Consider the following 25,116-nt stretch of genomic DNA (forward strand, 5'->3'; position numbering starts at 1 on the left):
CTGTGCCTACACGGTTTCACTTGATCGTTCAGCTAATTGTCAGTTACTCTTGAACCATTACATATACCTATGTTTCACAGAAAGGAATTTTGATGAACAATCCTCAGCAACACACACCTACGCATCACGGTGCCACAGGCCAAGCGGCCATTGTGCGTAACCGCGTTCTGCGTAATACTTATATTTTACTCGCCATCTCCATGCTTCCCACCGTGCTTGGGGCGTGGTTAGGTTTAAAAACGGGCATTACCAGCGTAATGAGCACTAGCCCAGGCATGAGCGCTATCTTATTTTTAGCGGGTGCTTTTGGTATGATGTTCTTAATTGAACGTAATAAAAACAGCTCCTTAGGGGTGGTGTTTTTACTCGCCTTTACCTTCTTCATGGGGATTATGCTGTCACGCTTACTTGGCTTTGTGTTGGGCATGGGCAATGGCAGCCAGTTAATTATGCTGGCCTTTGGCGGCACAGGAGCTGTATTTGCCGGTATGGCCTCAATTGCCAGTACCACTAAACGTGACTTTAGTGGAATGCAGAAGTTTTTATTTATTGGCGTGATTATTTTAATCGTGGCCTCTTTAGCCAATATCTTTTTACAGCTGCCCGCGCTTATGCTTACCGTATCGGTAATGGCAATTGCCATTTTCTCAGCTTTTTTACTGGTAGATTTACAGCGAATTATTAATGGTGGTGAAACAAATTACATCTCTGCCACTTTAGCTGTATACCTCAGCTTGTATAATATTTTCAGTAATTTACTTATGCTGTTGGGTATTTTTGGTGGTAATAACGATTAGCACATATTAACCCTTATGAGCTGCGTCCTCACGACGCAGCTTCCATACCCCTTCAACAGCAATTAGCCCCACCGCAATCCAAATCGGAATATAACTCCACCATTGTGCAGCCGCAATAGGCTCACCAAGCAATAAAAACGCTACCCAGAACAATAATATTGGCTCTACATAGCCCAACAGGCCAAATAAGCCCAACGGCAATAAGCGGCTAGCTCCCAAATACCCTAAAAGCGCTACGGAACTTAACAAGCCAAATAAAGGCACCTGCCAAAAGAACCGCGGTGCTTCCAGAAAACGACTTAATAAGCTCACTTCTTGCGTAAACAACACATAAAGCACGGGTATTAATAAGAAGCTAAAATCAAACCAGAGTGAAGGTAAAGCGCCTATTTTTAAGTAGCGCCGCACCATAAAATAAGGGGGATAACCAAAAGCCACCACCAAAGTGGCCCAAGAAAAAGCATTTACCCGCCATAATTCATGCAATACACCTAGGGCAGCAAAAGCCACTGCTAAACTTTGCACCCAACTAAGCTGCTCTTTATAAACTACTCGACCTACTAACACCATGACTAGAGGGAGTAAAAAATACCCTAACGACACATCTAAGGCCATGTTGTGTATAGGTGCCCACACAAATATCCAGGTTTGAATGCCAAATAAAACCGCACTTAATAAAGACCACAAAAAAAACCGAAAATCAGTGGCTAAACGTTTAGCCACAATAAGCACCTTAGGCCATTGTTTAATGTGATGAATAAATACCGCTAATACAGGTAAACCTGCCAAAATACGCCAGGCAAACACTTCAAAACCCGTGAGGGGAACCAGCAAGGTTGAATAGTAATATATCACCCCAAACAAAAAAGAGGCTCCTACAGAAAAAAACACACCTTGCTTCATGCGTACCTCACTCCTTTAATCGCTGATTCAAATTGAATAAACGCTCTCTTTTTAATAATTCTACTAAAGGTAATGGCTGTTTATCAGGGGCTGCTACAGCCACTGGCATATGTTTTAAAATATCAAAAAAATCACTTTTAGCTATGGGCCATAAATCACAAAAAAAAGTGTCTGGCTGCAAACGTTCTATCTCTAAGCGCGATAATTCGCTGCGATTAAAATCTTTGCTATTGCGCGTTAATATGCCCACTCTACGATGAGGAAAACGCGCTTTTGCTGCTCGAGCAGCAGCAATCACATGCCAGTCTTTGGGATCACTGTACTGTAGACCCGCTTTATAAGGCTGGATATCGCCTTGATCAGCCAAAGGAAACGCGGTCTGCCACTGCGCCCAATCCACGCTTAGCTGACTACGCTCAACATGCCACAACCTAGACGCATTACGTAGCCATTCATCACCAATGATGGCACTCCATGCGGGTTGGAAATACCCCTTAGCTGCTAATGACAAGCTAAGAAAACGTAATACATTAGAAATCAATATGCAGGTATCTAACACCACGATGGGCGGTGTTTCTTTAGGGGCAACCATGTTGTTGTAACTCCATTAGAACGGTACGTGTGCGTAAAGGTCTACCTAACAAGTAATCAATACGCTCTCGTAAACGCTGGCGCAACTGTGGCTCTTGTATAGCATCTGTAAAGTCAGGTGCTAACTCATCTAGCCCGTAGCCAGTTTCTTGGAGTAGGCGCCATTCAAACTGGCGTAACACGGTAACTACGCGTGGCTCTGGTTGCGATAACGCTTGTAAAGCCAGTTTATACTCATCAAATAACTCTGGATGTGGGTATTCTTTGGGCAACAAACGTAAAAGCAATTCATTCATGTACCAGGCTGACATCAATGCCTTACCGGATAAAACATGAATCCCGTCTAGCTCTGCTCGCGTAAGCGTTTTTACTTCATTCGCTCCGGTCCAGGACAACAGTAAGGGCTGAAAATGCAGCAATATTGGCTTTAAAGCAGAATAAGGCCGTTTCGCCCCCTTAGCGACTACGGTAACTACGCCGTGATCCCGGCTCAACATCTGTGCTATAAGTGAACTTTCTTTCCAAGCGGTGGCGTGTAATAAATAACTGGGTGCCTCTGCAACACGTTGTCGCCTATTACTCATGTCCTAATTCGCGCAAGGTAGCTTCGCGTTCAGTCCATCCTTTACGTACTTTGACATAAACGTCTAAATACACGGGTTTTTCAAGCATGGCTTGTATATCTTGACGCGCTTCAGTGGCAATGCGCTTCATATGCATGCCCTTAGCACCTAGTAGTATAGGCCGGTGACCTTCCCGTTCTACTAAGATACAAGCGGCGATACGTGCACCCTCTTCCGTCTCTTCCCATTGTTCTATCATAACGGCACAACCATAAGGCAGCTCATCACCGACTAAGCGAAATACCTTCTCACGCAACATTTCCGCAGCGATAAACCGCATCGATCTATCGGTGATGATATCCTCTTCGAACATGGGCTCATCAACGGGCAAATGTTTTGCGACCTCATCTAGTAAAGTGTCTAGCTGCACCCCACGTTGCGCACTAACAGGCAACACGGCAGCATAATCATACTTAGCCGCAACGTTAGCAATAAAAGGCAATAAATCCTCTTTGTTTTTTATCAGATCTACTTTATTAATCACTAAAATAACTTTGGTTTCTGCAGTAAACAAAGGAACCAGTTGCTCATCCCCTTCATTCCATTTACCCGCCTCAACCACATGCAAAACCACATCCACATCTTTTAATGATTGGGTCACCACACGATTCATCATGCGATTCATCAAACCGCCATGACGCGTTTGAAAGCCGGGGGTGTCTACAAACACAAACTGTTCGTTCTCACGTGTTAATACACTATTAATACGATGACGTGTGGTTTGCGCTTTACGGGAAACAATAGAAATCTTCGCTCCCACTAGGGCATTTGCTAAAGTGGATTTGCCCACATTTGGACGCCCTACTATAGTGACAAAACCACAACGAAAATCTGGGGCTACACTTACACTCATTGCTTGTTCCAATATAATTTAATGACGCGCGCGCCGTGCTGCACGCACAGGCTTACTCGGTTCAATCGCAGCCACACGCTCTAACGCTTGTAAAGCGGCAGCTTGCTCTGCAGCTCGGCGACTACTTCCACTGGCCTCTACTACAATATCGAGCTTATCTATACGGCACTCTACATCAAACAGTTGGCTATGGGCTGCACCATGGGTGGCTACCACTAAATACACAGGCAGCTCTAAACGACGCGCTTGCAAAACCTCTTGCAATAACGTTTTGGGATCTTTACCTAAGGTTTTAGGGTCTATATTTGATAGAATAGGCTCAAATTGCCGCCCTACCACTTGAGCTGCCGCCTCAAAACCTCCATCTAAATAAACAGCACCAAATAAAGCTTCTAAAGCATCGGATAAAATAGAAGGACGTCTAAAACCACCACTTTTAAGCTCACCTTCACCTAAGCGCAAGTAATCAGATAACTGCAGCTTCTGCGCAATATCTGCCAACGTAGCTTGCTTAACTAAATTAGCACGTAGTCTAGACAAATCGCCCTCATCCACGCGATCAAATTGATGATAGAGTAATGAAGCTACTACAAAATTTAATACAGAATCACCCAAAAACTCTAAGCGCTCATTATGATTCGCGTTGTGACTGCGATGCGTTAAGGCTTGCTCTAACAGTTTTGGATCTTTAAATGTGTAATGGATAACGTCTTGTAGACGTGTAAGCCGTGCTGCCATTATTGGAATCGTCCTATACGACCTGGTTCGCTGAAATTCATCCAGATAAAAAATGCGCGACCCACTACATTTTCATCAGGCACAAAACCCCAATATCGACTATCTAAGCTATTATCGCGGTTGTCACCCATCACAAAGTAATTCCCTTCAGGCACCAGACACTCTACAGCTTGACGGCTATAAGTGCAGTTTTCTATATAAGGAAAACGCGTAATAGGCATAAAGTCTTGGGTTTGCTGCGTATTTAATAAAATTTGATTGCTTGTGCTACCTAATGTTTCGGTAAACTCTGAAACATAGTTATTCCGATCAGGTTCAAAATATTGGCCATCTGGGATTATATCTACCCGCCTATTATCAATATAAAGCTGGTTACCTTCATAGCGTACCGTTTGCCCGGGTAAACCTACCACACGTTTAATATAATCAATATTTGGATCTACCGGATATCTAAACACCAATACATCACCAGCTTTTGGGTTTTGTAAGGGAATTAGCTTTTTATTAACAATAGGAATTCGTATACCATACTGAAACTTATTGACCAAAATGAAATCACCACTCTTTAAAGTGGGTAACATCGAACCTGAAGGGATTCTAAAGGGCTCAAAAATAAAAGAGCGCAATACAAAAACAAACAAAATCACTGGGAAAAAACTCACGCCGTACTCTACCCACCACGGCATTTTCCCCGCTTTAGCGCGGGCTTCCTCTTTAAGCTCTTGTTGCTGACTGCCGGTAAGTCCTGGCACCACCGGCACGGCTGCTAGAGCGGCTTCAATTTTCTGCTTACGTTTAGCGGCTAAAGAATACCGATCCCAAAACCAAACAACGCCTGTAATAAGCAACAATATAAATAAGATTAGCGAGAAATCCCAACGCATATATGACACCGTTTATTATTTGTCTTCAACTTGTAAAATTGCCAAGAAAGCTTCTTGAGGGATTTCTACGTTCCCTACTTGTTTCATGCGTTTCTTACCTTCTTTTTGTTTATCAATGAGTTTTCTCTTGCGAGAAATATCACCGCCATAACATTTAGCTAATACGTTTTTACGCAAGGCTTTAACGTTTTCACGAGCAATAACTTCAGCGCCAATGGCTGCTTGAATGGCAATATCAAACATTTGACGAGGAATTAAGCCACGCATCTTGCTGACCACCTCACGCCCTCGGTAGCGTGCATTGTGACGATGCACAATCATAGATAGGGCATCAACCCTATCGCCATTAATGAGTAGATCTACCTTCACCACATCTGCCGCTCTATTTTCTATAAACTCATAATCCATAGAGGCATAACCCCGGGACACGGACTTAAGACGATCGAAGAAATCTAATACGATTTCAGCCAAAGGAATTTCATACACTAAACTCACTTGACGACCGAGGTATGTCATATTCATTTGTATACCACGTCTTTGATTACAAAGCGTCATCACAGGCCCTACATACTCTTGAGGCATAAGTAGAGTCACTTCTACAACAGGCTCACGGATCTCAGCAATTTCCCCCACTTCAGGCATGCGGGCTGGGCTATCTATGTACAACACTTCACCATCATTACGTTCTACTTCATAAATCACTGAAGGAGCGGTAGTGATGATATCCATATTAAATTCACGATCTAGACGTTCTTGCACAATTTCCATATGCAAAAGGCCTAGAAAACCACACCGAAACCCAAAACCTAAGGCTTGAGACACTTCGGGTTCAAACATCAAAGAAGCGTCATTTAGCTTTAATTTTTCTAAAGAGTCGCGCAGCTGATCGTACTCACTACTTTCTACGGGAAACACCCCAGCAAAAACTTGTGGCTTCACATCTTGGAAACCAGGTAGAGGTTCGGTAGCTGCTTTATTGGCCGCCGTATGCGTAATAGTATCACCCACTTTAGCCTGTTCTAGCTCTTTGATGCCGGTTACTACAAACCCCACCTCACCAGCAGACAGCTGCTCTACAGGCGTGGCTTTGGGTGTAAACATGCCAATTTGATCACAGTTGTGATTGGCGCCGTTAGACATTAGGGTGATTTTATCGCGGTGTTTAAGTACGCCATTGACAATACGCACCAACATGACCACGCCCACATAGGTATCAAACCAAGAGTCTACAATAAGTGCCTGTAAAGGTTCATCCACGCTGCCTTCAGGAGCAGGCACGTATTTAACAATAGCCTCAAGAATCTCTTCAATTCCTTGACCTGTTTTTGCACTGGCTTCAATGGCATTAGAGGCATCAATACCAATTACGTCTTCAATTTCTTGACGTGCTGAATCGGGGTCCGCAGAAGGTAAGTCAATTTTATTTAATACGGGAATCACCTCTAGCTCTTGTTCTAACGCGGTATAACAGGTGGCTACCGTTTGCGCTTCAACTCCTTGAGAAGCATCCACTACCAGTAAAGCCCCTTCACAAGCCTGTAAGGAACGACTCACCTCATAAGAGAAATCAACGTGTCCGGGAGTATCAATTAAGTTTAAACGATACTCTTTGCCGTCTTTGGCTTTGTACTTTAACGCCGCTGTTTGCGCTTTAATAGTGATGCCACGCTCACGTTCGATGTCCATCGAATCTAAGACTTGAGTTGACATTTCGCGGTCTTCCAGACCACCACAGCGATGGATTAGACGATCGGCCAAGGTAGATTTACCATGGTCAATATGAGCAATAATAGAAAAGTTGCGGATAAGATCCATAGACCTAAACAAAAAAACAACCAGTTAATCGGGGGCAGCTAACTAACACAAGAAAGGGGCGCTCAGGGCGCCCCTGCTTGGCTATATCATCGCCTTTATAGTGAGTTTAATTGGTTGGTTTGACCAATACCCACTGGGCGTTACTACCACGAAGTATTAGCAATGCCGCGTTTTTATCTGCAGACAAAGATTTCACAATACGATTATAGCTTTTCAGATCTAAATCGTCGTTATCATTCACTTGAAGAATGACATCACCTTCAGTAATGCCTGCATTAGTAGCGGGCTTTCCTACTCGTATCACCTTTAAACCACTACTGATATCAAGCGCCTTCAGCTCATCTTGACTCAACTCAGCCAACTCTAGACCTAAACGGTCAAGCTCATTAGTGGTTTCCGGCTTGGGCTTAGCTGCTACGGTAGTACCAGTAGTCATCTCGCCCACTTCAGTTTTTAACGTAAGCACTTTACCTTTGCGCCAGACATCCATATCTACCTTCGTGCCCGGTTTAACCGCACCCACTATGCGAGGTAAGTCGCTCATTTGCGCAATATCCTTACCATCAAAGCGTAAGATCACATCGCCATTACGCACCCCAGCATTAGCAGCTGGCCCTTTGTCTTCCACATGGCTTACCAACGCACCTTTACCATCTTTTAAGCCTAGCGCAGTAGCCACTTCATCGCTCACTGAGGTGATTTGCACACCAATTCTACCGCGTGTGACTTTGCCGTGCTCTTTTAACTGGGTTACCACACTCATGGCTTCATCAATAGGAATAGCTAAAGATATACCCATAAAGCCACCACTACGTGACACAATTTGTGAATTAACCCCTACGACCTGACCGTCTAAATTTAATAAGGGACCACCCGAGTTCCCTGGATTAACGGCCACATCGGTTTGAATAAAAGGTAAATATTCACCAGTATCGCGGTTAATGGCACTCACAATACCTACCGTAACCGTTGAATCCAAGCCAAAAGGTGAACCTATGGCCATAACCCATTGGCCTTTTTTCAATTCTGCCGGATTGCCTATGGTGAGAGCAGGTAAATCGGTAGCATCAACTTTAATTAAAGCAATATCTGTGCGCTCATCCGAACCAATTACCTCCGCCTTATACTCTTTGCCTTCTACTAAGGTGACGAAAATGTCTTTGGCATCGGCAATTACATGATTATTCGTCAAGATATAACCATCATCAGAAATCACAAAACCCGAACCTACACCGCGTGGCACTACGCGTTCTTCAATATCAGGACCACTTGGACCGTGCGGACTTGAGCCATGCGGATTAGGCCCAGCGCCTGGCCCCGGCATAGAGTCGGGTCCAAAAAACCAACGAAATAAATCATAAGGATCCCCATTCCGCCCACCAACTGAAGGACGTACCGGTATGGATTCTGTGGTGCGTATATTCACTACTGATTTTTCGGTTTTCTCTACTATTTGACTAAAATCAGGCAAAATAACAGCCGGTGCAGTAGAAGACTGCGCTTGGACTACTGGGCTGCCCACACCAAAACTGAGTGCCGCAGCTACACATATATGACTTAATGCTTGAGAGAATCGATTGACTCGGATTTGCATTATTAGGATCTCCGTGGATTGTGTTTATTTAGGAACAGGAACAAACTCTGTATTGTTACCTAAATAATGTAAGGTCTTTAACGGTATTTCACCAGTGGCAGTTAACCAATATTCACCAATGCGTTTTCTGTATAAATGGGTGCTGCCATTTTTAGAGCCTGAGTCTGCTTCCAAACGCTGACTTAACTTATCTACAGGCTCTATAAATACTGAAATAGACGCTAAACCATCAGACAACACTAACTGTGCTACCTGACGCTCACTACGAATAAAACGACTCACTTCATTAACGGGTACAAAGCCATCGGGGTAGGGAATACGCCACCCTTGCGCAGCAAGATCAGTGGGTTCCATTTGCGCGGCAATGATTTTCCAATCATTGTACTGCCAAGAGGTATCTAATGCATTTACCTCTACCCCCTCACCTATATTTACACTTGCAAAAGCCACCTGATTAACTACCTTAGGCGTTGCATTTAAATCTAGCGTCTGAAGCTTTAATAACAAATGAGATTCTCTATCAATACAAAGCTCATAACCATAACGCCATTCATCTACCGGCAACAAGGAATATTGCTGACACTCCCTTCCCGCTACGCGTTGAGACTCACCTTTGGTAAAGCGATAAAACTGGTCTAAATGCGCGGTATCACCCACAAGCAAAGCGGGGAAACGCCCCTCTCTGGATTTTTCTATGATGACGAGCTCTTGATCAGGAATTAAACACTGAATCACATCATTATTACGAATGAATTCACGCTCTACTCCGTCTAGAACAGCAAGACGTTCACGTTCACCCTTGCCATCCACCACATGCACCAATGACATGGACTCAGAGCCTGTTTCATTGTTGTAACTTAGGACGCCCGAGTAATCTAATTCGCGGGCGGCTGTTTGTACCTGTTCTACTAACTCAGCCAAGGTAGGAGACGGAGCTTTAAGATCCTGTGCATAAGCAGCGGAAGTGTAAACAAAGCCCAAAGCAAGCAAGACCGTGCACACTATCTGCCATACTTTATGAGCAAAGAGAAACATAATTAATTACCTTTCAGCGGCTATTAACGTTGGTGTTGAATAAGACACATAACTCGCTGGGCTAGCCCCGGTTAAGGATCTATGGGCATCAATGTAATCTATCCACCCTTCGTCTGCTTGAGCTAAAACAGGAGCTGCCTCTTCTAAAGGAGCAGGTTGAGCAAACCAAAAGGTAGCTAACAAGGCCGCAGCCACCCCAGTCGCAGGTAAGGCCCAACGACGCCACAGGCTTACGTGTAAGTTTTGCGTTGTGGCATTCTCAGGCTCTTCATCAATAGCCTTGGTAATGCGCGCATAAAATAAATCTGAGGGCTCTATGGCTAAAGCCTCTGTACGCAACACATCACCAATTAAATGATAGCTTTCCCAAACTTGACGGCCATAAGGGGTATTTAATTGATCGGTATCTATACGCGCTTCGTTGTCAGCCCACAAAGAAATCGACTCTTCTAAGCTGAGGGTAGAGAGATCTTCCACCGTATTTTTTTTAGCTGACATAATGTGACTTTCCTTAGTTAGCACTGTTTTTGACTTGACGTAACTCTTTAGCTATGGATTCACGAGCTCTAAAAATACGAGATCTTACCGTACCTATAGGGCAATCCATCACTTGAGCAATTTCCTCGTAACTGAGCCCCTCTATTTCACGCAGTAAAATAGCAGTGCGTAGCTCGGGAGTGAGCTGATCAATAGCGGCGTTAACCGTATGAGCAACTTGGCGGCTAACCAATTCTAATTCAGGGGTGTTACTGTCAGTTAGAGTGTCTTCTAGACTAAAAGTTTCACCTTCTTCGTTTTTATACTCTTTAAGTTGTAAAGGACGACGGCGGCGAGCCGCCTGCCAATTACGTGCAGAATTAATGGCAATGCGATAAAGCCAGGTGTAAAAATTACTATCGCCTCTAAATTGTGGCAAAGCTCTATATGCTTTAATAAAGGTCTCTTGAGCTACATCTTCCACCTCAGCGGGGTCATTAATCATACGTGCCAACAATCGCATAATACGGCGCTGATATTTTAGAACCAGTAGATCAAAGGCACGTTTATTACCTTTTTGCACTTGGTGCACTAATTCTTTATCTGTTTCGTGACCATCACTCATTGTGCACCTTTGAGGTCAGCAAGTTGATATTGCAGTTGGTAACGCCATAAATAAATATGCAGCTTTCTCCAAGATGGTGCCGCTAACGTACCACGCCAAAATGTGAGGTGTTTTATTTGGTTACTATGCTTAACTTGGATTTGTAGGGTGATAGCAAAAGCACTTTGCCACACTCGTACTATATGGATGGCTAGCAAGGTATTAGTCTGAGTATCTGATAACAAACTAAACTCACTACTGCTTTCATCAAAAACCAGCGTTTGTATTACTGCGGGCTGTCCTAGTGCGTAAATAACGAAAACAAAAAAACCACTTGCTATAGCACTATAAACCCAAACACTGTGGCCCCAACGCATCCAGAGTAAGCCCAACATCACTAATACTAAAAGTACAAACAACACCCCCAATACCCGCACACGTAAAGGGGTACGTGCTTGCCAATATTGGGGATGAGTGCTCATGCTTTAAGTTAAGCGACGTAATATCATCGTGCCATTTGTCCCACCAAACCCAAAGGAGTTGGATATTGCCACATCTATTTTCATCTCTCTGGCTTGATTAGCGCAATAATCCAGATCACATTCTGGATCTTGATTGAAAATATTTATGGTGGGTGGGGAAATCTGCTTATAAAGAGCCAGTGTGGTAAATACAGCCTCTATACCACCTGCGGCACCTAATAAATGCCCTGTCATCGATTTTGTGGAATTCACTACTATATTTTTAGCGTGATCTCCCAAAGCTAATTTAATCGCTACCGTTTCGTTTATATCACCTAAAGGGGTAGAAGTCCCGTGGGCATTAATATAATCGATTTCATCGATATTAATACCACCATTACGCAAGGCATTTACCATTCCACGGCGCGGACCATCGCTATCGGGCATAGTGATATGATGTGCGTCTGAGCTCATACCGTAACCATGGAACTCACCATAAATACGAGCACCACGCTTTTTGGCATGTTCGTACTCTTCGAGTACTAAAACACCAGCCCCTTCTCCCATCACAAAACCATCACGATCTTTATCCCAAGGCCTAGAAGCCGTTTCAGGATCATCGTTACGCGTTGATAAGGCGCGCATAGCAGCAAAGCCACCCACACCTAAAGGAGAAACCGTGGCTTCAGCCCCACCTGCTACCATCACATCGGCGTCCCCATACTCAATTAAACGGGCAGCGTCACCAATGGAGTGCAAACCCGTGGTGCACGCAGACACCACAGCATAGCTGGGTCCTTTAAGACCTAGGCGGATTGAGAGTTGACCAGAAACTAAATTAACTAAAGAGCCGGGTACAAAATAAGGGGATATACGGCGCGGGCCACGTTCGAGGTAATCAGTTTGAGTCTCCTCTATGCGAGGTAAACCGCCAATTCCAGAACCAACAATAACACCGATACGTTCGGCATTAGTCTCAGTCACTTCTAGACCAGCATCTTGCCACGCTTGTATACCTGCCGCAATGCCATAATGGATAAAGGTATCCATTTGCTTAGCTTCTTTGGTGGTTATGTACTGCGTAACATCAAAATCTTTCACCTCACCCGCAATTTGGGCAGTCAGAGCGGATGGGTCAAAACGCGTAATACGTCTAACACCTGATCGCCCATTAACGATGTTATCCCATGCGGTAGTGAGATCGTTGCCTACGGGGGAAACAATACCCAAACCGGTAACTACAACACGTCGTTTCACGGATGACTCCTAAATACATAAAAAAACGGTTTGTAGTGAATGATATAACCGCTAAAACGACTGCATCATTCTCTGCAAACCGCCTTGAGATAAGGGGCAAGCGTGGCTAGTAACTAACCATAAAGCCTGCCCACACCCAGGTTTGAAATTACTGTTCGCTGTTTGCTTTAATATAGTTAGCAGCTTGCTGAACCGTCGTGATTTTCTCAGCTTCTTCGTCTGGGATTTCGGTTTCGAATTCGTCTTCGAGCGCCATCACGAGCTCGACCATGTCGAGCGAGTCGGCACCGAGGTCGTCAAGAAAAGAAGATTCGTTCTTGATCTCGGCTTCGTTTACGCCAAGTTGTTCAGCGACAATCTTCTTGACGCGCTGGTCGATGCTTTCCATGCAGATTCTCCAAATTGGGGATTAATTCCCACAAACTATAGCCAAACATTTAAAAGGGTGTAGGCTATGAAAAAAATGGCAATATTACTATTTCTTTAAAAACTTAACTATAAAAGCATAAAAGTGTAAAAGGAAAAGTAATATGCCCCTTAAAAAATAACATTAGTGGTTAATTTAACCTTAGATTGGCTTTTAGCCAAGCCCTTTACATATACATACCACCATTGACATGCAAGGTAGTACCGGTAATGTAACTGGCCTGCGGCCCTGCCAAAAAGGCAACGGCATGCGCAATATCTTCGCTTTGACCCAAACGCCCCAAAGGAATTTGAGCCGTTAATGCAGCAGACTGCTCTTCTGAGAGCGCCTTGGTCATATCGGTATCGATAAATCCAGGTGCTACACAGTTCACAGTAATATTACGACTGCCTACTTCACGTGCTAATGCACGAGACATGCCCGCCACGCCTGCTTTAGCTGCAGCGTAGTTAGCCTGCCCAGGGTTGCCACTGTACCCAACCACTGAGCTTATGTTTATTATACGCCCCCAACGTGCTTTCATCATGGGACGAATTACAGCACGACTCAGACGAAAAACGGCACGTAAATTGGTATTAATTACGGCGTCAAAATCATCATCTTTCAAGCGCATAGCCAAGCTATCACGTGTGATGCCTGCATTGTTTACTAGTATATGAGGACCACCCTCTTTAGACAACTGGGCAATTAAGTCATCACAGGCCTCATCGTTATCTACATTTAGTGTTACACCACGCCCTGTGGTGCTATTTAAATACGCGGTAATATTTGCTGCACCTTCATCGGTGGTAGCAGTTCCTACAACGGTGGCGCCCAAGGCCTGTAGCTCTAAAGCAATGGCCTTACCTATGCCTCTAGAGGCTCCAGTTACTAAAGCAATTTTGCCAGCTAAGGGAGTCGTCATATTAATTCTTTATGCTATTTATACTGTTTAAGGTTTGCTCTAAAGAGCTAGGGTCATTAACAGAAAATACGGTAATTTCTTTATCAATACGTTTAATTAACCCTGCCAATACTCTACCAGGCCCACATTCTACAATATGGCTTATGCCTTGGCGGCGCATTTCCACAATCGTTTCTACCCAACGTACAGGGTGCCAAGCCTGGCGCTCTAAGGCTGATTTAATGCTGTCTATATCAGTGGGCATGGCTACATCCACATTGTTTAGTACGGGTATACGCGGCTTAGACAAAGGTATTTCTACTAAAGCCTCTGCTAATATTTCTGCAGCAGATTTTAAAAGACTAGAATGAAAAGGCGCTGACACAGGCAATAACATAGCACGACGTGCGCCTTCTGCCTTTGCGATATCACAAGCGCGCTCCACTGCTTCTTTATGACCAGCAATTACTATTTGCCCCGGCGCATTAAAATTAACCGGTTCTACCACTTGACCCTGAGCTGCCTGGTCACAAACCGCCTGAATTTGCGCATCATCTAAATTTAATACTGCAGCCATCGCGCCTACCCCTACGGGCACGGCATCTTGCATAGCATTCGCGCGTATACGTACCAGCCGCACCGCATCAGCTAAATCTAAAACCCCAGAAGCCGTTAATGCGGAATACTCACCTAAGCTGTGGCCTGCCATTAATTCTGGCTGCTGGCCACCGGCCTCAATCCATGCGTTATACATCGCCACAGCAGAGAGCAACATCGCTGGCTGCGTATTGGTCGTTAAGTTTAAGTCCGCAGCAGGGCCTTCTGCTATTAAAGAGCCTAAATCTTGATCTAAGGCCTGATTGGCTGTGGCAATCGCTTGCTGCACCACAGAGTTATCTGCCCAGGCATCAAGCATACCAACCGTTTGCGAGCCCTGTCCGGGAAAAACAAATGCTAGTTTCATAATTGTTTCGTTATTGTATAGGTTTACATGCGTGCTAATACAGAGCCCCAGGTAAAGCCACCACCTACGCCCTGCATTAAAACCATGTCACCTTCTTTAATACGACCGTCTTTGCGCGCCGCATCAAAGGCTAAGGGCACACTAGCTGCAGAGGTATTCGCGTGTTTATCTAAGGTGATAACGACCTTTTCAGCTGGCATACGTAATTTACGACCAATGAAATTAATAATGCGCACATTGGCTTGATGTGGCACCATCCAATCAACATCGTTTAAACTTAAATTAGCCTTAGTCAGCACCTCTTGCGCCGATTTGGTTAAGGCATTAACTGCAAACTTAAACACAGCTTGACCATCCATACGCAAGAAAGGATCACCGGTGATTTCACCATAAGAGACATTGCCTGCTGTACATAAAATATCGTGCTGTCTACCGTCTGCGTGCAGCTTAGCGGCTAGAATGCCTGGCTCTGATGATTGACTGAGCACCACAGCACCCGCACCATCACCAAATAACACACAAGTACCGCGATCTTGCCAATCTAAGATAGATGAAAAAACCTCAGCACCTATCACTAAAGCATTCGTGGCCACACCTGCTTTAATTAAGGCATCGGCAGTGGTTAATGCATAAACAAAACCACTACAAACTGCCTGCACATCAAAAGCCGCTCCGCCTGGAATACCTAACTCATTTTGAATTAAGCAAGCGGTGCTAGGAAAAATGTGATCAGGAGTGGAAGTGGCTACAATAATAAGATCTATGCTAGAAGCATCTATACCCGCATCTGCCAGGGCTAAACGCGCGGCTTTAGCTCCTAATTGGCTAGCGGTTACACCACGCTCAGCTAAATGACGCTGACGAATACCCGTGCGCTCGGTAATCCAAGCATCAGAGGTCTCTATGCCATTTTGCGCAAGCTGCATGGCTAAGTCGTCATTACTCACAACTCGGGGCGGTAAATACCCGCCTGTACCTCTAATTTTGGTGTATGGCATAGTAGGATCCTTGACTTGTCGTGCCTACAGCACTGACTCGGGATGGGCACTTTGCTGTGCTTCTTTGCCATCTTGGGTAGGAAGATTATGGCGCAAGCGTTCTATGGCTTCATGCGTGCCTGCTAATAACCCATTACGTACAGCATCACGAGCACGCTGCAACGCATAGCCAAACGCATAAGCATCGGCAGAACCATGGCTTTTGATGACAATACCGCGTAAACCAAGCAAGACCGCGCCATTATATCGGCGATTATCAACCCGATCACTGAGCCGTGTTAGCACAGGCTTAGCAACTAAACCTGCTGCCATCGACAAGCTATTACGAGTGAACTCTTCACGCAACATAGAGGCCACCATCTTCGCTAGCCCCTCTAGGGACTTCAAGACCACATTACCTACAAAGCCATCACAAACCACGACATTTACCGTGCCTTTGCAGATATCATCGCCTTCTACATTACCGTAGAAATTTAAACCGCTGTGCCGCAATAATTCCGCCGCTTTTTTAACGACCTCATTACCTTTAATGACTTCTTCACCAATATTAAGCAAGCCAATAGTCGGATTTTCGTGCCTATCGACTATAGAGGCTAAAGCACACCCCATAATGGCAAACTGCAGCAAGTGCTCTGCCGTACAGTCCACATTTGCACCCAAATCAAGCATGATGGTAGCTCCACCTGTTTGATTAGGAATAGATGTGGCTATAGCTGGACGACTAATACCTTCTAAGGTTTTAAGCACATAGCGCGAGATAGCCATCCACGCGCCGGTATTGCCTGCAGATATGCACGCATCAGCCAAGCCATCTTTGACCGCTTGGGCTGCTACGCGCATAGATGAATCTTTTTTGCGCCGCAAGGCAACTTCAACTGAGTCATCCATAGAGACGACTTCAGAAGCATGTTTTATCTCATACCAATTACGATTGGGACCTGCACACAAAGCTAATTGTTGAGCTATGCCTGCTTCGTCACCAACCAGCAAAAAATAGACATCATCATGCTGCTGCGCAAACTGAGCGGCAGCGGGTAAGGTGACAGACAAGCCGGTGTCACCGCCCATGCAATCGATGGCGATACGTATGGAGGAGATAGACATGTGTTATGCAGCAGCGCAGTAACAGCAATAAGTAGAAAAACTCATTGCGTATTAGTCGTCGCTCTTTGTTACTAATACTTTACGACCACGGTAAATGCCGTTTGGGCTAATGTGGTGACGCAAATGCAATTCGCCAGTGGTAGGCTCAATAGCCGTTGCTGGACCGGTTAGCGCATCGTGTGAACGACGCATTCCACGACGAGAGGGACTCTTTTTAGTTTTCTGAACAGCCATGATGACTCCTATGCACAGAGCAGATCAACAATGACCAGCTCTATAAATAAATATTAAATATGAAGAAAATAAATTACGATTTTTTAAGCTGCTTAAGGACGGCAAACGGATTTGGCTTTTCGTCGTCGACCTCTTCGTCTTGGCTTTTTAAGGCTTCAGGTAACTCCGGACACGAATCGTGACGAGGTACATAAGGCAGGCTAAGGATAAACTCATCCTCAACTAAATCTAAGCCGTTTAAATGCGTGGAGCTCAAAATACGCTCCGGTGCATCTGGGTCTTCGGCATCAACTTCTAGCTCAAGCTCATTATCAACCACTAACACTCTATTTTCAGTATCGATGTGATAATCAAACTCTTGTAAGCAGCGCTGACAAATCAACACAGCAAACCCACTTAGACTAACATCAAGCCAACGCTGGCCCGCACCATCTATACTGCCTTTCAGAGACCAGCTAATGACTTGATCTTTCTGAGCAGGTAAATCCTCAAGCGCGCGTTGGAAGTGAGAGATTGGACTTTCAGCCACAAAAACCTGTCCGTTAAGAGTAAACGTGGCAGTATCTAAAAGATATTGTGTTTGCAGCAAAGCTTGGGCCCCCAAAGACGAAGAAAAAGGAAGATAATAGCGTGTTGACCCTAAGCGAGTCAAATAATTCACTCATTTTACACTATCAAAGCAACTATGAAACTTATTCTGGCATCTAGTTCAATTTATAGACGAAGCTTACTCGAGCGTCTTCAACTGCCCTTTGAGGTAAAGTCTCCGGATGTTGACGAAAGCCCTTTACCTCAAGAGCTACCTGCTGATTTAGCTCTACGCCTCGCACAAGCCAAAGCCATGGCCATTGCTTGCCAACACCCTGAAGCGATTGTAATTGGTTCAGACCAAGTGGCTGCACTGGGTAAGCAATGCTTAGGTAAACCCGGTACACACGACAAAGCCACTCAGCAACTAGAGCAGCTTAGCGGCCAGGAAGTAGTATTTCACACCGCTTTATGCGTGGCACAAAACACACAGTTTGAGGTGGTTAATGTGACCACCACGTGTGTATTTCGTACCTTAAGTACGCTCGAAATAGAAAATTATTTACGCTTTGATAAACCCTATGATACCGCAGGCAGCGCTAAAGCGGAAAGTTTGGGCATTAGCTTAATGCAATCCATGCACTCTAATGACCCCACTGCTATTATTGGTCTCCCTCTCATTGAGCTATCTCGCCTATTACGACACTTCAACCTGAATCCATTAAACCATGTCTAATTCGTCCACTTCTAATACATTACATTTAATTCCTGTGCCGCTTGGGAACTCTGCCAATGATCTTTGGCTGCCTGCAGCAGTACAACAACAAGCCAGTGAGCTACGCTGCTTTATCGTTGAAAATGCCAAAACAGCCCGTGCCTTTTTAAAACAAATGGGCACAAAACACGCCTTGCAAGACATCACTATTTATCAATTAGATAAACACAACAGCTCTAACAAACAAATACTGCAATGGCTACGAAGCCCTGAGGCATCGCAAGGCATAGGCTTGGTCTCTGAGGCCGGCTGCCCTGCTGTAGCAGACCCGGGTTCGGTAGTAGTCGCTATGGCGCATGATTTAGGCTTCACGGTTAAACCTCATGTGGGCCCCTCTTCCATTTTATTAGGGCTTATGGCCAGTGGTTTAGATGGTCAAAGTTTTTGTTTTCATGGTTATGTACCAAAGCAAGCCGACCACCAGGCGCGCACCCTCAAATTGTGGGAACAGCAATCCGGTAAACTCCAACAATCTCAAATCTTTATTGAAACACCCTACCGTAACGCCGTTTTATTTGAAAATCTACTAAAGACCTTGGCTCCTACAACTCGTCTATGTGTAGCACGCGCCCTCACCACGCCTGATGAATGGGTACGCACTCACACTGTAAGCCAGTGGCGTAACCAGCCCGCACCTGAGCTGCATAAACTTCCTACTTTATTTTTGTTTCAAGCCCATGCCTAATATACTTAATCTGCCTAACCTGTCTAATCGCTTCTCTTTACTTCTCAGTGTGCTGCTGTGTGCCTTCCTAGCGGCCTGTAGTAGTGCGCCAAAAATAGCCGGCTACAGCGTGCATGAAATGGAAGCTGAGGGGCAAAATAGCCGTGTACGTCATATTGTGCTGCATTACACAGCTACCGACACCCCCACTGCTCTTGAAATACTAACGAAGAAAAACGTGAGTAGCCATTATTTAATCACCGATGAACAGCCGCCAAAGCTATATAAACTCGTGCCTGAAACTCGCCGCGCCTGGCATGCGGGAGTCAGTGACTGGCATAATTACACTGACTTAAACACCAGTTCCATAGGCATTGAAATAGTTAATAAAGGTCGTAAAGATGATGGTAGCTGGGCCCCCTACAGCCCAGACCAAATAACCCTGGTGCAAGCCTTAGTGCAAGATTTAGTAGAGCGTCACCGAGTCACTCCGGGAAATATTGTGGCTCATAGTGACATTGCCCCTCAGCGCAAAATAGACCCCGGGCCTTTATTTCCTTGGCAGCAACTTGCTGCCAATGGGTTAGGTCGTTGGTATGACGAAGCCGAGGCGCAAGGCCACCAAATGCAAATGGAGCAATTTGGTCTGCCCGATTACGCTGAAATTCAACAGTTACTTAAAAAAGCAGGCTATACCGTGCCATTGCATGGCCAATGGGATGAAGCCAGCAAAAATGTGATGGCAGCCTTCCAAATGCATTACCGCCCAGCCAACTATGACGGCCTGCCTGACGCCGAGTCTATAGCTATATTAAAAGCCTTACGCGAATAGAACAGTTATCGCGCTGCTGTGTCTTTGAGACGCTTAAAAATCCACTCTTGCATCTCTGGCACAGACTCCACTATGAATGTAGGCTCAGATTTTTCTAAGGTAGGCACATCATGTGCACCATAGGTAACGGCTAAACAATCCATACCGGCATGATGCGCCATATAAATATCGTGCGTGGTGTCTCCCACCATCAATACGTTTTGCGGCTCCAAATCAAGCTCCCACATAATCTCGTGCAACATTTGTGGGTCTGGTTTACCTCGGGTTTCATCGGCACAACGTGTGGTATTAAAGTAGTGAACTAGATTTACGGTTTGCAAGACTCGATCCAAGCCCACCCGGCTTTTCCCTGTAGCCACGCTAATAGGTACAGTACGTTCACGTAAATTATCTAGCATAGGCACGGCGCCATCAAACATTTTGATGCTTTGATCTCGCTGAAAAAAATGATGTCTGTAACGCTCTAAAAATGGCTCCACCAGCTCTGCCGTAAGCTCAGGTACCGCCTTGTACAAGCCTGCCTCTAACGACAAACCAATAATCCAGCTGGCCTGCAGCGTAGAAGGCACTGGTAGACCTATATCACCAGCAGCCAGCTGTATGGATTCGACTATAGAATGGGTGGAATCCATCAGCGTGCCATCCCAATCAAAAATCACTGCTTCATAATGTTTCAATGTTCATTCTCCAAAATTTGCATAATTTGTGTACACGCCGTGGGCAAATCCGCCTCTAGCTCTAAGATATCATTCGTAATAGGGTGCGGCATGCGTAAACGCGCAGCATGTAAAAACATGCGTTTAAACCCTAGGTGTGAAAAGTGCGCTCGTACTGCATCGGAGCCATATTTATCATCGCCCACTATAGGAAAGCCCGTATGCGCTAAATGTACGCGAATTTGATGAGTGCGTCCTGTTTTCAGTTCGGCCTCTACTAAGCTATAGCGCCCAAAACGTTGCAGCAGCGTAATAATGGTATGTGAGGCTTTGCCTTGATGTTCGTCTACACGTACTCTGCGCTCACCCGACGCTGTCATCCAGCGCAGTAAAGGCGCTTTAATATGTTGGCGATCATTAACCCAATCCCCTTCCACTAAGGCTTGATAATACTTATCGATACGCCCATTTCTAAACATATCATGAATAGCGACTAAGGCATTACGACGCTTAGCAATAATCAAGAGCCCAGAGGTGTCTCTATCTAAACGATGACCTAGCTCTAAAAAACGCGCTTGGGGCCGCGCCGTGCGTAGCTGCTCTATGACACCAAAAGACACGCCACTACCCCCGTGCACCGCTACCCCTTGGGGTTTATCAATAACGAGTAAATAATCATCTTCAAAAACAATAGGGAATTGTGCCGGCGGTGCAACAGGCCTCGCCGCCGGATCTGGCATGCGCATGGGCGGAATGCGCACCACATCCCCCACCTCTAAACGGTATTCATTTTTTATACGCCCTTTATTTACTCGCACCTGCCCACTACGAATGGCTCTATAGATGTGACTTTTAGGTACGCCCTTACACTCTTTAATCAAAAAATTATCAAGTCGTTGACCTGCTAAATCGGCATTTATTTCTATCTGCCGCACTTGCGGTATGGTCTTTTTCGCAGCTAATGGTTTATTCATATTCAAAAGAGGCATATAATCGCCTCAGCCTATGAGATCTGTGACACCGCTAGACGTAGAGACGCAAGGAGCGCCTCCGCTAGCCGTAAAGTATTTATTGTAATACGTATTGTCTACAGTTTTCGGGTCATAAGGTCGCCGGGGCAACACAAAGGCACAGACGCGGTTAACAACGCTCCGCGCATGCTCTTTATGTTTGCCACCCGCGTGCGGCACTGAATACCTGCCAAGCTGTCGCTGTAAATAGAATTTAGCAGCCGTTGTAATTACCCATTACAACGGTGGTTCCCCAGCAGTGTTTTTTTATTATTATTGTTATTTAACACTTACTATTGTGAACTTGTGAACATGACCTCTATGCAGTTATTAGTAGTGCCACACACCGAGTGACTCGCGGTCGCGCGCCGATTGTCTGCGCGCAATGACTACGGAGAATTTCGCTCATGAAACGCATGTTGTTTAATGCAACACACCAAGAAGAACTACGTGTTGCTATTGTAGACGGTCAAAAACTGATCGATCTGGATATTGAATCTGCCGGACGCGAACAGCGCAAAGGCAATATTTATAAAGGAATTATTACCCGCATCGAACCAGGCTTAGAGGCCTGTTTTGTTAATTATGGTGAAGACCGCCACGGTTTTCTGCCCTTTAAAGAAGTGGCTAGAACCTATTTCAAAGAAGGCGTAGATGTACGCGGTGCCCGTATCCAAGATGCGCTTAAAGAAGGGCAAGAGCTCATTATCCAAGTAGAAAAAGAAGAACGCGGCAATAAAGGGGCTGCTCTAACGACTTTTATTTCTCTGGCTGGCCGTTACCTAGTATTAATGCCTAACAACCCTCGTGGTGGTGGTGTTTCGCGCCGTGTAGAGGGCGAAGAGCGCCAAGAACTACGCGAAGCCATGGATCAGCTAGATACCCAAAAAGGCATGAGCATTATTGCTCGTACGGCAGGTATTGGGCGTAGTGTAGAAGAGTTGCAGTGGGATTTAAACTACTTAATGCAGCTCTGGAATGCCATTGATGCAGCTGCCAAAGAGAACCCCGCACCTATACTAATTTACTTAGAATCTAGTCTAGTTATTCGTGCTATCCGAGATTACTTTTCATCAGAAATTGGTGAAATTCTTATTGATACGGATGATATTTACGAACAAGCCACCGCTTTTATGAATGTGGTGATGCCTGACAATGTGGATCGCGTCAAAATGTATCGCGATGACGTCCCACTATTTTCTCGCTTTCAAATCGAAAATCAAATTGAAACGGCTTATTCACGCACGGTACAGCTACCTTCTGGGGGCGCAGTGGTTATTGACCACACCGAAGCGTTGGTTGCCATTGATGTTAACTCCGCTCGCTCTACTCGTGGTGCGGATATTGAAGAAACTGCGCTGCGCACCAACCAAGAAGCCGCCGACGAAGTCGCGCGTCAGTTACGCTTGCGTGATTTAGGCGGACTAATCGTTATCGATTTCATCGATATGGAAGACAGCAAAAACCAACGCGCTGTAGAACAACGCCTGCGCGATGCTTTGTATGTAGACCGTGCTCGTGTGCAAATGGGCAAAATTTCCCGTTTTGGCTTGATGGAACTCTCACGCCAACGCTTACGCCCGGCGCTTAACGAAGGCTCACACGTTACTTGTCCTCGCTGTACGGGCACAGGCGTGATTCGAGATGCCGAATCCAGTGCTTTGCATGTATTACGTTTGCTACAAGAAGAAGCCATGAAAGAAGGCACAGCGGTTATTCATGCCCAATTGCCAGTAGAAGTGGCTACCTATCTACTTAACGAAAAACGTAGTGACATTAGCAATATTGAATCACGCTTAAAGGTCACCCTCACCTTAATTCCAAATAAAAATCTAGAAACCCCTCACCATATTATTGAGCGTTTGCGTAACGATGATGAGCGCCTAGATGAGGCAGAAGCTAGCTACAAACAAGTCAAGGCCGAAGAAACGCCTACATTAACACCCCAACAACGGGCCCAAGAGACAACCACACGGCCACAAGCCTTAGTCAAGGGTATTACCCCTGCTCAGCCTGCTCCCGGAGCCGCTACAGAAAAACCCTCCCCCGAAGGCTTCTTAGCGCGTTTGGGCGCATGGTTTAAATCGCTGTCCGCTTCCCCGGCAGCTAACGAGGAAAAAGCCGCCGTTTCTGAGCCGACACCTCCTAAAAAACCGGCTGTACGTCATAAAAACGAGCGCAGAAGTCCCAGTAGACAGCGTACGCAACGCCCTAAAAACGAACGTCGCGCTGCTAGTCCCACTGACCCTAAGGCAGTAGCCGAGACCGCCACTCGTGATGCACGTAGTCGCCGTCAAGCGCCCAAAGATGCACCGACCGAAGAGCAACAAGATAAACAAAGTACTGACAAGAGTAGAGAAAGCACTTCTCGCCGCCGTCGCAGCCCACGCAACCGTCGTAGAGATACTACGCCCACAGCTGAAGCACAACAGCAGAAAACCGCAGCACCACAGCAGGAACAACCAGAGCCACAGCCGCCTGCACCTAAAAAGCAGCCAGTTAAAGAGGTCGCTCCAGAAACGGTAAAAACCACTCCTGACCATCCAGAAAGTAACGAAGAGGAAACGCAAAGCACTGAACGCAGACGCAGCAGTAGTCGTCGTCGCCGCAGCCGTCGCCCTCGTCGTAACACAGACACCACCGCCACAGAAACCCAAAATGTGACGGCGTCTGAAGACAAGGTAGTAAAAAGCAATGCAGAAGAAACAACAGCTAATCAATTTGTGCCTCATGAAACCCCTCGCTTTGACGCTAAAGCTTTAGAGGCGGCTGCAGAAGCTGAAAGCTCTCAGCCAACGACCCCAGCCAAAGAGACGCAGCCTGCCGCTAAGACTCAAGCAAAGACGGAGACTAAAGTTGAGGAGCAAAAACCTGTGCAGATAGCCGCTGCTGTAGAAACAGCACTGCAACAAGTGCAAACCACTCAAACTACACCAGTCACTCCCACGCCAGAGCCAGAGCAGCCGCTAGGCCGCAGCCCTCGTTCTAGTTGGGCTGAGCCCGTAGCTTCAGAGCCTTTGATACAAGTAGAAACGGGTGATGAACCGAAGGTTGCTGTCACTGAAACCGACGAAGTCAACGTTCCGGTTCCGACTACGGAACAAGAACAAAAGCAAGAGGAGCAAGAGCCAGTGCTAGAAAAAACAGCGCCTACCGCTACTACCCCTGCCCCTGTAACGACTTCCGCACCAGCCTCCATTGAAGAGCCCGTATTTAACCCAGACGAATTGTCTGCCGTCCTGGAAGAAGCCGGCTTAGAGTTAGTACAAACACGCTCTACTCAAAGCCAGCCTACTTTGCCCGAAGAAGAGCCTGTAAAGCTTGGCCGTCCTCGCAAGGTAGTAAATAAAACGGAAAGTGACGTTGAGTTAGTTCAAGTGGACACCACTAAAAACTAATTGCAGCTAAC

27 protein-coding genes are annotated in these 25,116 nt (G+C 45.7%); 5 read left to right on the forward strand and 22 right to left on the reverse strand.

What is annotated here, in order from left to right; all coding sequences use genetic code 11:
* Window positions 1–92: 92 nt before the first annotated feature.
* Complete coding sequence (locus AC2UZJ_RS01790) at window positions 93–797, forward strand: Bax inhibitor-1/YccA family protein (protein ID WP_486948401.1); 705 nt, start codon at window positions 93–95, stop codon at window positions 795–797.
* A gap of 6 nt (window positions 798–803) precedes the next feature.
* Here AC2UZJ_RS01790 and rarD read toward each other — a convergent pair whose 3' ends face one another.
* The 20 genes from rarD to AC2UZJ_RS01890 all read right to left on the reverse strand — a co-directional run bounded on the left by rarD (window position 804) and on the right by AC2UZJ_RS01890 (window position 17,894).
* A complete protein-coding gene (gene rarD / locus AC2UZJ_RS01795; RefSeq protein WP_486948402.1) occupies window positions 804–1,700 on the reverse strand; it encodes an EamA family transporter RarD in 897 nt (298 codons plus the stop codon).
* Window positions 1,701–1,707: 7 nt separating this feature from the next.
* On the reverse strand, window positions 1,708–2,292 hold the full coding sequence (locus AC2UZJ_RS01800; RefSeq protein ID WP_486948403.1) for a PIN domain-containing protein: 585 nt from the start codon (window positions 2,290–2,292) through the stop codon (window positions 1,708–1,710).
* A complete protein-coding gene (gene recO, locus AC2UZJ_RS01805) occupies window positions 2,279–2,875 on the reverse strand; it encodes a DNA repair protein RecO (protein ID WP_486948404.1) in 597 nt (198 codons plus the stop codon). The genes AC2UZJ_RS01800 and recO overlap by 14 nt, the downstream gene beginning before the upstream one ends.
* The gene (gene era, locus AC2UZJ_RS01810; protein ID WP_486948405.1) at window positions 2,868–3,767 is read right to left on the reverse strand and encodes a GTPase Era; all 900 of its coding nucleotides are present in this window, start codon (window positions 3,765–3,767) and stop codon (window positions 2,868–2,870) included. Before era ends, recO begins: the two co-directional genes overlap by 8 nt.
* 18 nt (window positions 3,768–3,785) lie before the next feature.
* On the reverse strand, window positions 3,786–4,505 hold the full coding sequence (gene rnc / locus AC2UZJ_RS01815; protein ID WP_486948406.1) for a ribonuclease III: 720 nt from the start codon (window positions 4,503–4,505) through the stop codon (window positions 3,786–3,788).
* Window positions 4,505–5,389, reverse strand: coding sequence for a signal peptidase I (gene lepB / locus AC2UZJ_RS01820; RefSeq protein ID WP_486948407.1), 885 nt, complete (start codon window positions 5,387–5,389; stop codon window positions 4,505–4,507). Before lepB ends, rnc begins: the two co-directional genes overlap by 1 nt.
* Window positions 5,390–5,404: 15 nt before the next feature.
* Window positions 5,405–7,204 (reverse strand): translation elongation factor 4, encoded by a 1,800-nt coding sequence (gene lepA, locus AC2UZJ_RS01825; protein WP_486948408.1) that lies wholly within the window; start codon window positions 7,202–7,204, stop codon window positions 5,405–5,407.
* Window positions 7,205–7,310: 106 nt separating this feature from the next.
* Window positions 7,311–8,798 (reverse strand): Do family serine endopeptidase, encoded by a 1,488-nt coding sequence (locus AC2UZJ_RS01830; RefSeq protein WP_486948409.1) that lies wholly within the window; start codon window positions 8,796–8,798, stop codon window positions 7,311–7,313.
* 24 nt (window positions 8,799–8,822) lie between these two features.
* The gene (locus AC2UZJ_RS01835; RefSeq protein WP_486948410.1) at window positions 8,823–9,833 is read right to left on the reverse strand and encodes a MucB/RseB C-terminal domain-containing protein; all 1,011 of its coding nucleotides are present in this window, start codon (window positions 9,831–9,833) and stop codon (window positions 8,823–8,825) included.
* A 6-nt stretch (window positions 9,834–9,839) separates the two neighbouring features.
* Window positions 9,840–10,331, reverse strand: a complete 492-nt coding sequence (locus AC2UZJ_RS01840) for a sigma-E factor negative regulatory protein (RefSeq protein WP_486948411.1) — start codon at window positions 10,329–10,331, stop codon at window positions 9,840–9,842.
* Between the two features lie 13 nt (window positions 10,332–10,344).
* Window positions 10,345–10,935, reverse strand: a complete 591-nt coding sequence (gene rpoE, locus AC2UZJ_RS01845) for an RNA polymerase sigma factor RpoE (protein WP_486948412.1) — start codon at window positions 10,933–10,935, stop codon at window positions 10,345–10,347.
* Window positions 10,932–11,396, reverse strand: coding sequence for a hypothetical protein (locus tag AC2UZJ_RS01850; RefSeq protein ID WP_486948413.1), 465 nt, complete (start codon window positions 11,394–11,396; stop codon window positions 10,932–10,934). Before AC2UZJ_RS01850 ends, rpoE begins: the two co-directional genes overlap by 4 nt.
* 3 nt (window positions 11,397–11,399) lie before the next feature.
* Complete coding sequence (gene fabF, locus AC2UZJ_RS01855; RefSeq protein WP_486948414.1) at window positions 11,400–12,632, reverse strand: beta-ketoacyl-ACP synthase II; 1,233 nt, start codon at window positions 12,630–12,632, stop codon at window positions 11,400–11,402.
* Window positions 12,633–12,780: 148 nt separating this feature from the next.
* A complete protein-coding gene (gene acpP / locus AC2UZJ_RS01860; RefSeq protein ID WP_486948415.1) occupies window positions 12,781–13,020 on the reverse strand; it encodes an acyl carrier protein in 240 nt (79 codons plus the stop codon).
* A 205-nt stretch (window positions 13,021–13,225) separates the two neighbouring features.
* Window positions 13,226–13,963: a 3-oxoacyl-ACP reductase FabG gene (gene fabG / locus AC2UZJ_RS01865; RefSeq protein ID WP_486948416.1), complete on the reverse strand. Its 738-nt coding sequence runs from the start codon at window positions 13,961–13,963 to the stop codon at window positions 13,226–13,228.
* 1 nt (window position 13,964) lies between these two features.
* Window positions 13,965–14,906 (reverse strand): ACP S-malonyltransferase, encoded by a 942-nt coding sequence (gene fabD, locus AC2UZJ_RS01870; RefSeq protein WP_486948417.1) that lies wholly within the window; start codon window positions 14,904–14,906, stop codon window positions 13,965–13,967.
* 23 nt (window positions 14,907–14,929) lie between these two features.
* Entirely contained in the window at window positions 14,930–15,904 is a 975-nt protein-coding gene (locus tag AC2UZJ_RS01875) for a beta-ketoacyl-ACP synthase III (RefSeq protein ID WP_486948418.1), read from the reverse strand.
* A gap of 24 nt (window positions 15,905–15,928) precedes the next feature.
* The gene (gene plsX / locus AC2UZJ_RS01880) at window positions 15,929–17,008 is read right to left on the reverse strand and encodes a phosphate acyltransferase PlsX (protein WP_486948419.1); all 1,080 of its coding nucleotides are present in this window, start codon (window positions 17,006–17,008) and stop codon (window positions 15,929–15,931) included.
* A gap of 51 nt (window positions 17,009–17,059) precedes the next feature.
* Complete coding sequence (gene rpmF, locus AC2UZJ_RS01885; protein WP_486948420.1) at window positions 17,060–17,242, reverse strand: 50S ribosomal protein L32; 183 nt, start codon at window positions 17,240–17,242, stop codon at window positions 17,060–17,062.
* Window positions 17,243–17,315: 73 nt separating this feature from the next.
* Window positions 17,316–17,894, reverse strand: a complete 579-nt coding sequence (locus AC2UZJ_RS01890) for a YceD family protein (RefSeq protein ID WP_486948421.1) — start codon at window positions 17,892–17,894, stop codon at window positions 17,316–17,318.
* A gap of 33 nt (window positions 17,895–17,927) precedes the next feature.
* Between AC2UZJ_RS01890 and AC2UZJ_RS01895 the strand changes: the two genes are divergently transcribed.
* The 3 genes from AC2UZJ_RS01895 to AC2UZJ_RS01905 are packed head-to-tail and all read left to right on the forward strand — an operon-like array spanning window position 17,928 to window position 20,041.
* Window positions 17,928–18,506, forward strand: a complete 579-nt coding sequence (locus tag AC2UZJ_RS01895) for a Maf family nucleotide pyrophosphatase (protein WP_486948422.1) — start codon at window positions 17,928–17,930, stop codon at window positions 18,504–18,506.
* The gene (locus AC2UZJ_RS01900) at window positions 18,499–19,230 is read left to right on the forward strand and encodes an SAM-dependent methyltransferase (protein ID WP_486948423.1); all 732 of its coding nucleotides are present in this window, start codon (window positions 18,499–18,501) and stop codon (window positions 19,228–19,230) included. The genes AC2UZJ_RS01895 and AC2UZJ_RS01900 overlap by 8 nt, the downstream gene beginning before the upstream one ends.
* Window positions 19,223–20,041: an N-acetylmuramoyl-L-alanine amidase gene (locus AC2UZJ_RS01905; RefSeq protein WP_486948424.1), complete on the forward strand. Its 819-nt coding sequence runs from the start codon at window positions 19,223–19,225 to the stop codon at window positions 20,039–20,041. Before AC2UZJ_RS01900 ends, AC2UZJ_RS01905 begins: the two co-directional genes overlap by 8 nt.
* A 5-nt stretch (window positions 20,042–20,046) precedes the next feature.
* Here the strand turns inward: AC2UZJ_RS01905 and AC2UZJ_RS01910 are convergent, their stop codons facing one another.
* Complete coding sequence (locus tag AC2UZJ_RS01910) at window positions 20,047–20,718, reverse strand: HAD-IA family hydrolase (protein ID WP_486948425.1); 672 nt, start codon at window positions 20,716–20,718, stop codon at window positions 20,047–20,049.
* Window positions 20,715–21,686, reverse strand: a complete 972-nt coding sequence (locus tag AC2UZJ_RS01915) for an RluA family pseudouridine synthase (RefSeq protein ID WP_486948426.1) — start codon at window positions 21,684–21,686, stop codon at window positions 20,715–20,717. The genes AC2UZJ_RS01910 and AC2UZJ_RS01915 overlap by 4 nt, the downstream gene beginning before the upstream one ends.
* Before the next feature lie 428 nt (window positions 21,687–22,114).
* Between AC2UZJ_RS01915 and AC2UZJ_RS01920 the strand changes: the two genes are divergently transcribed.
* Window positions 22,115–25,105: an Rne/Rng family ribonuclease gene (locus AC2UZJ_RS01920; RefSeq protein WP_486948427.1), complete on the forward strand. Its 2,991-nt coding sequence runs from the start codon at window positions 22,115–22,117 to the stop codon at window positions 25,103–25,105.
* Window positions 25,106–25,116: the final 11 nt, after the last annotated feature.

This window comes from Paenalcaligenes sp. DL 309, from assembly GCF_057475285.1.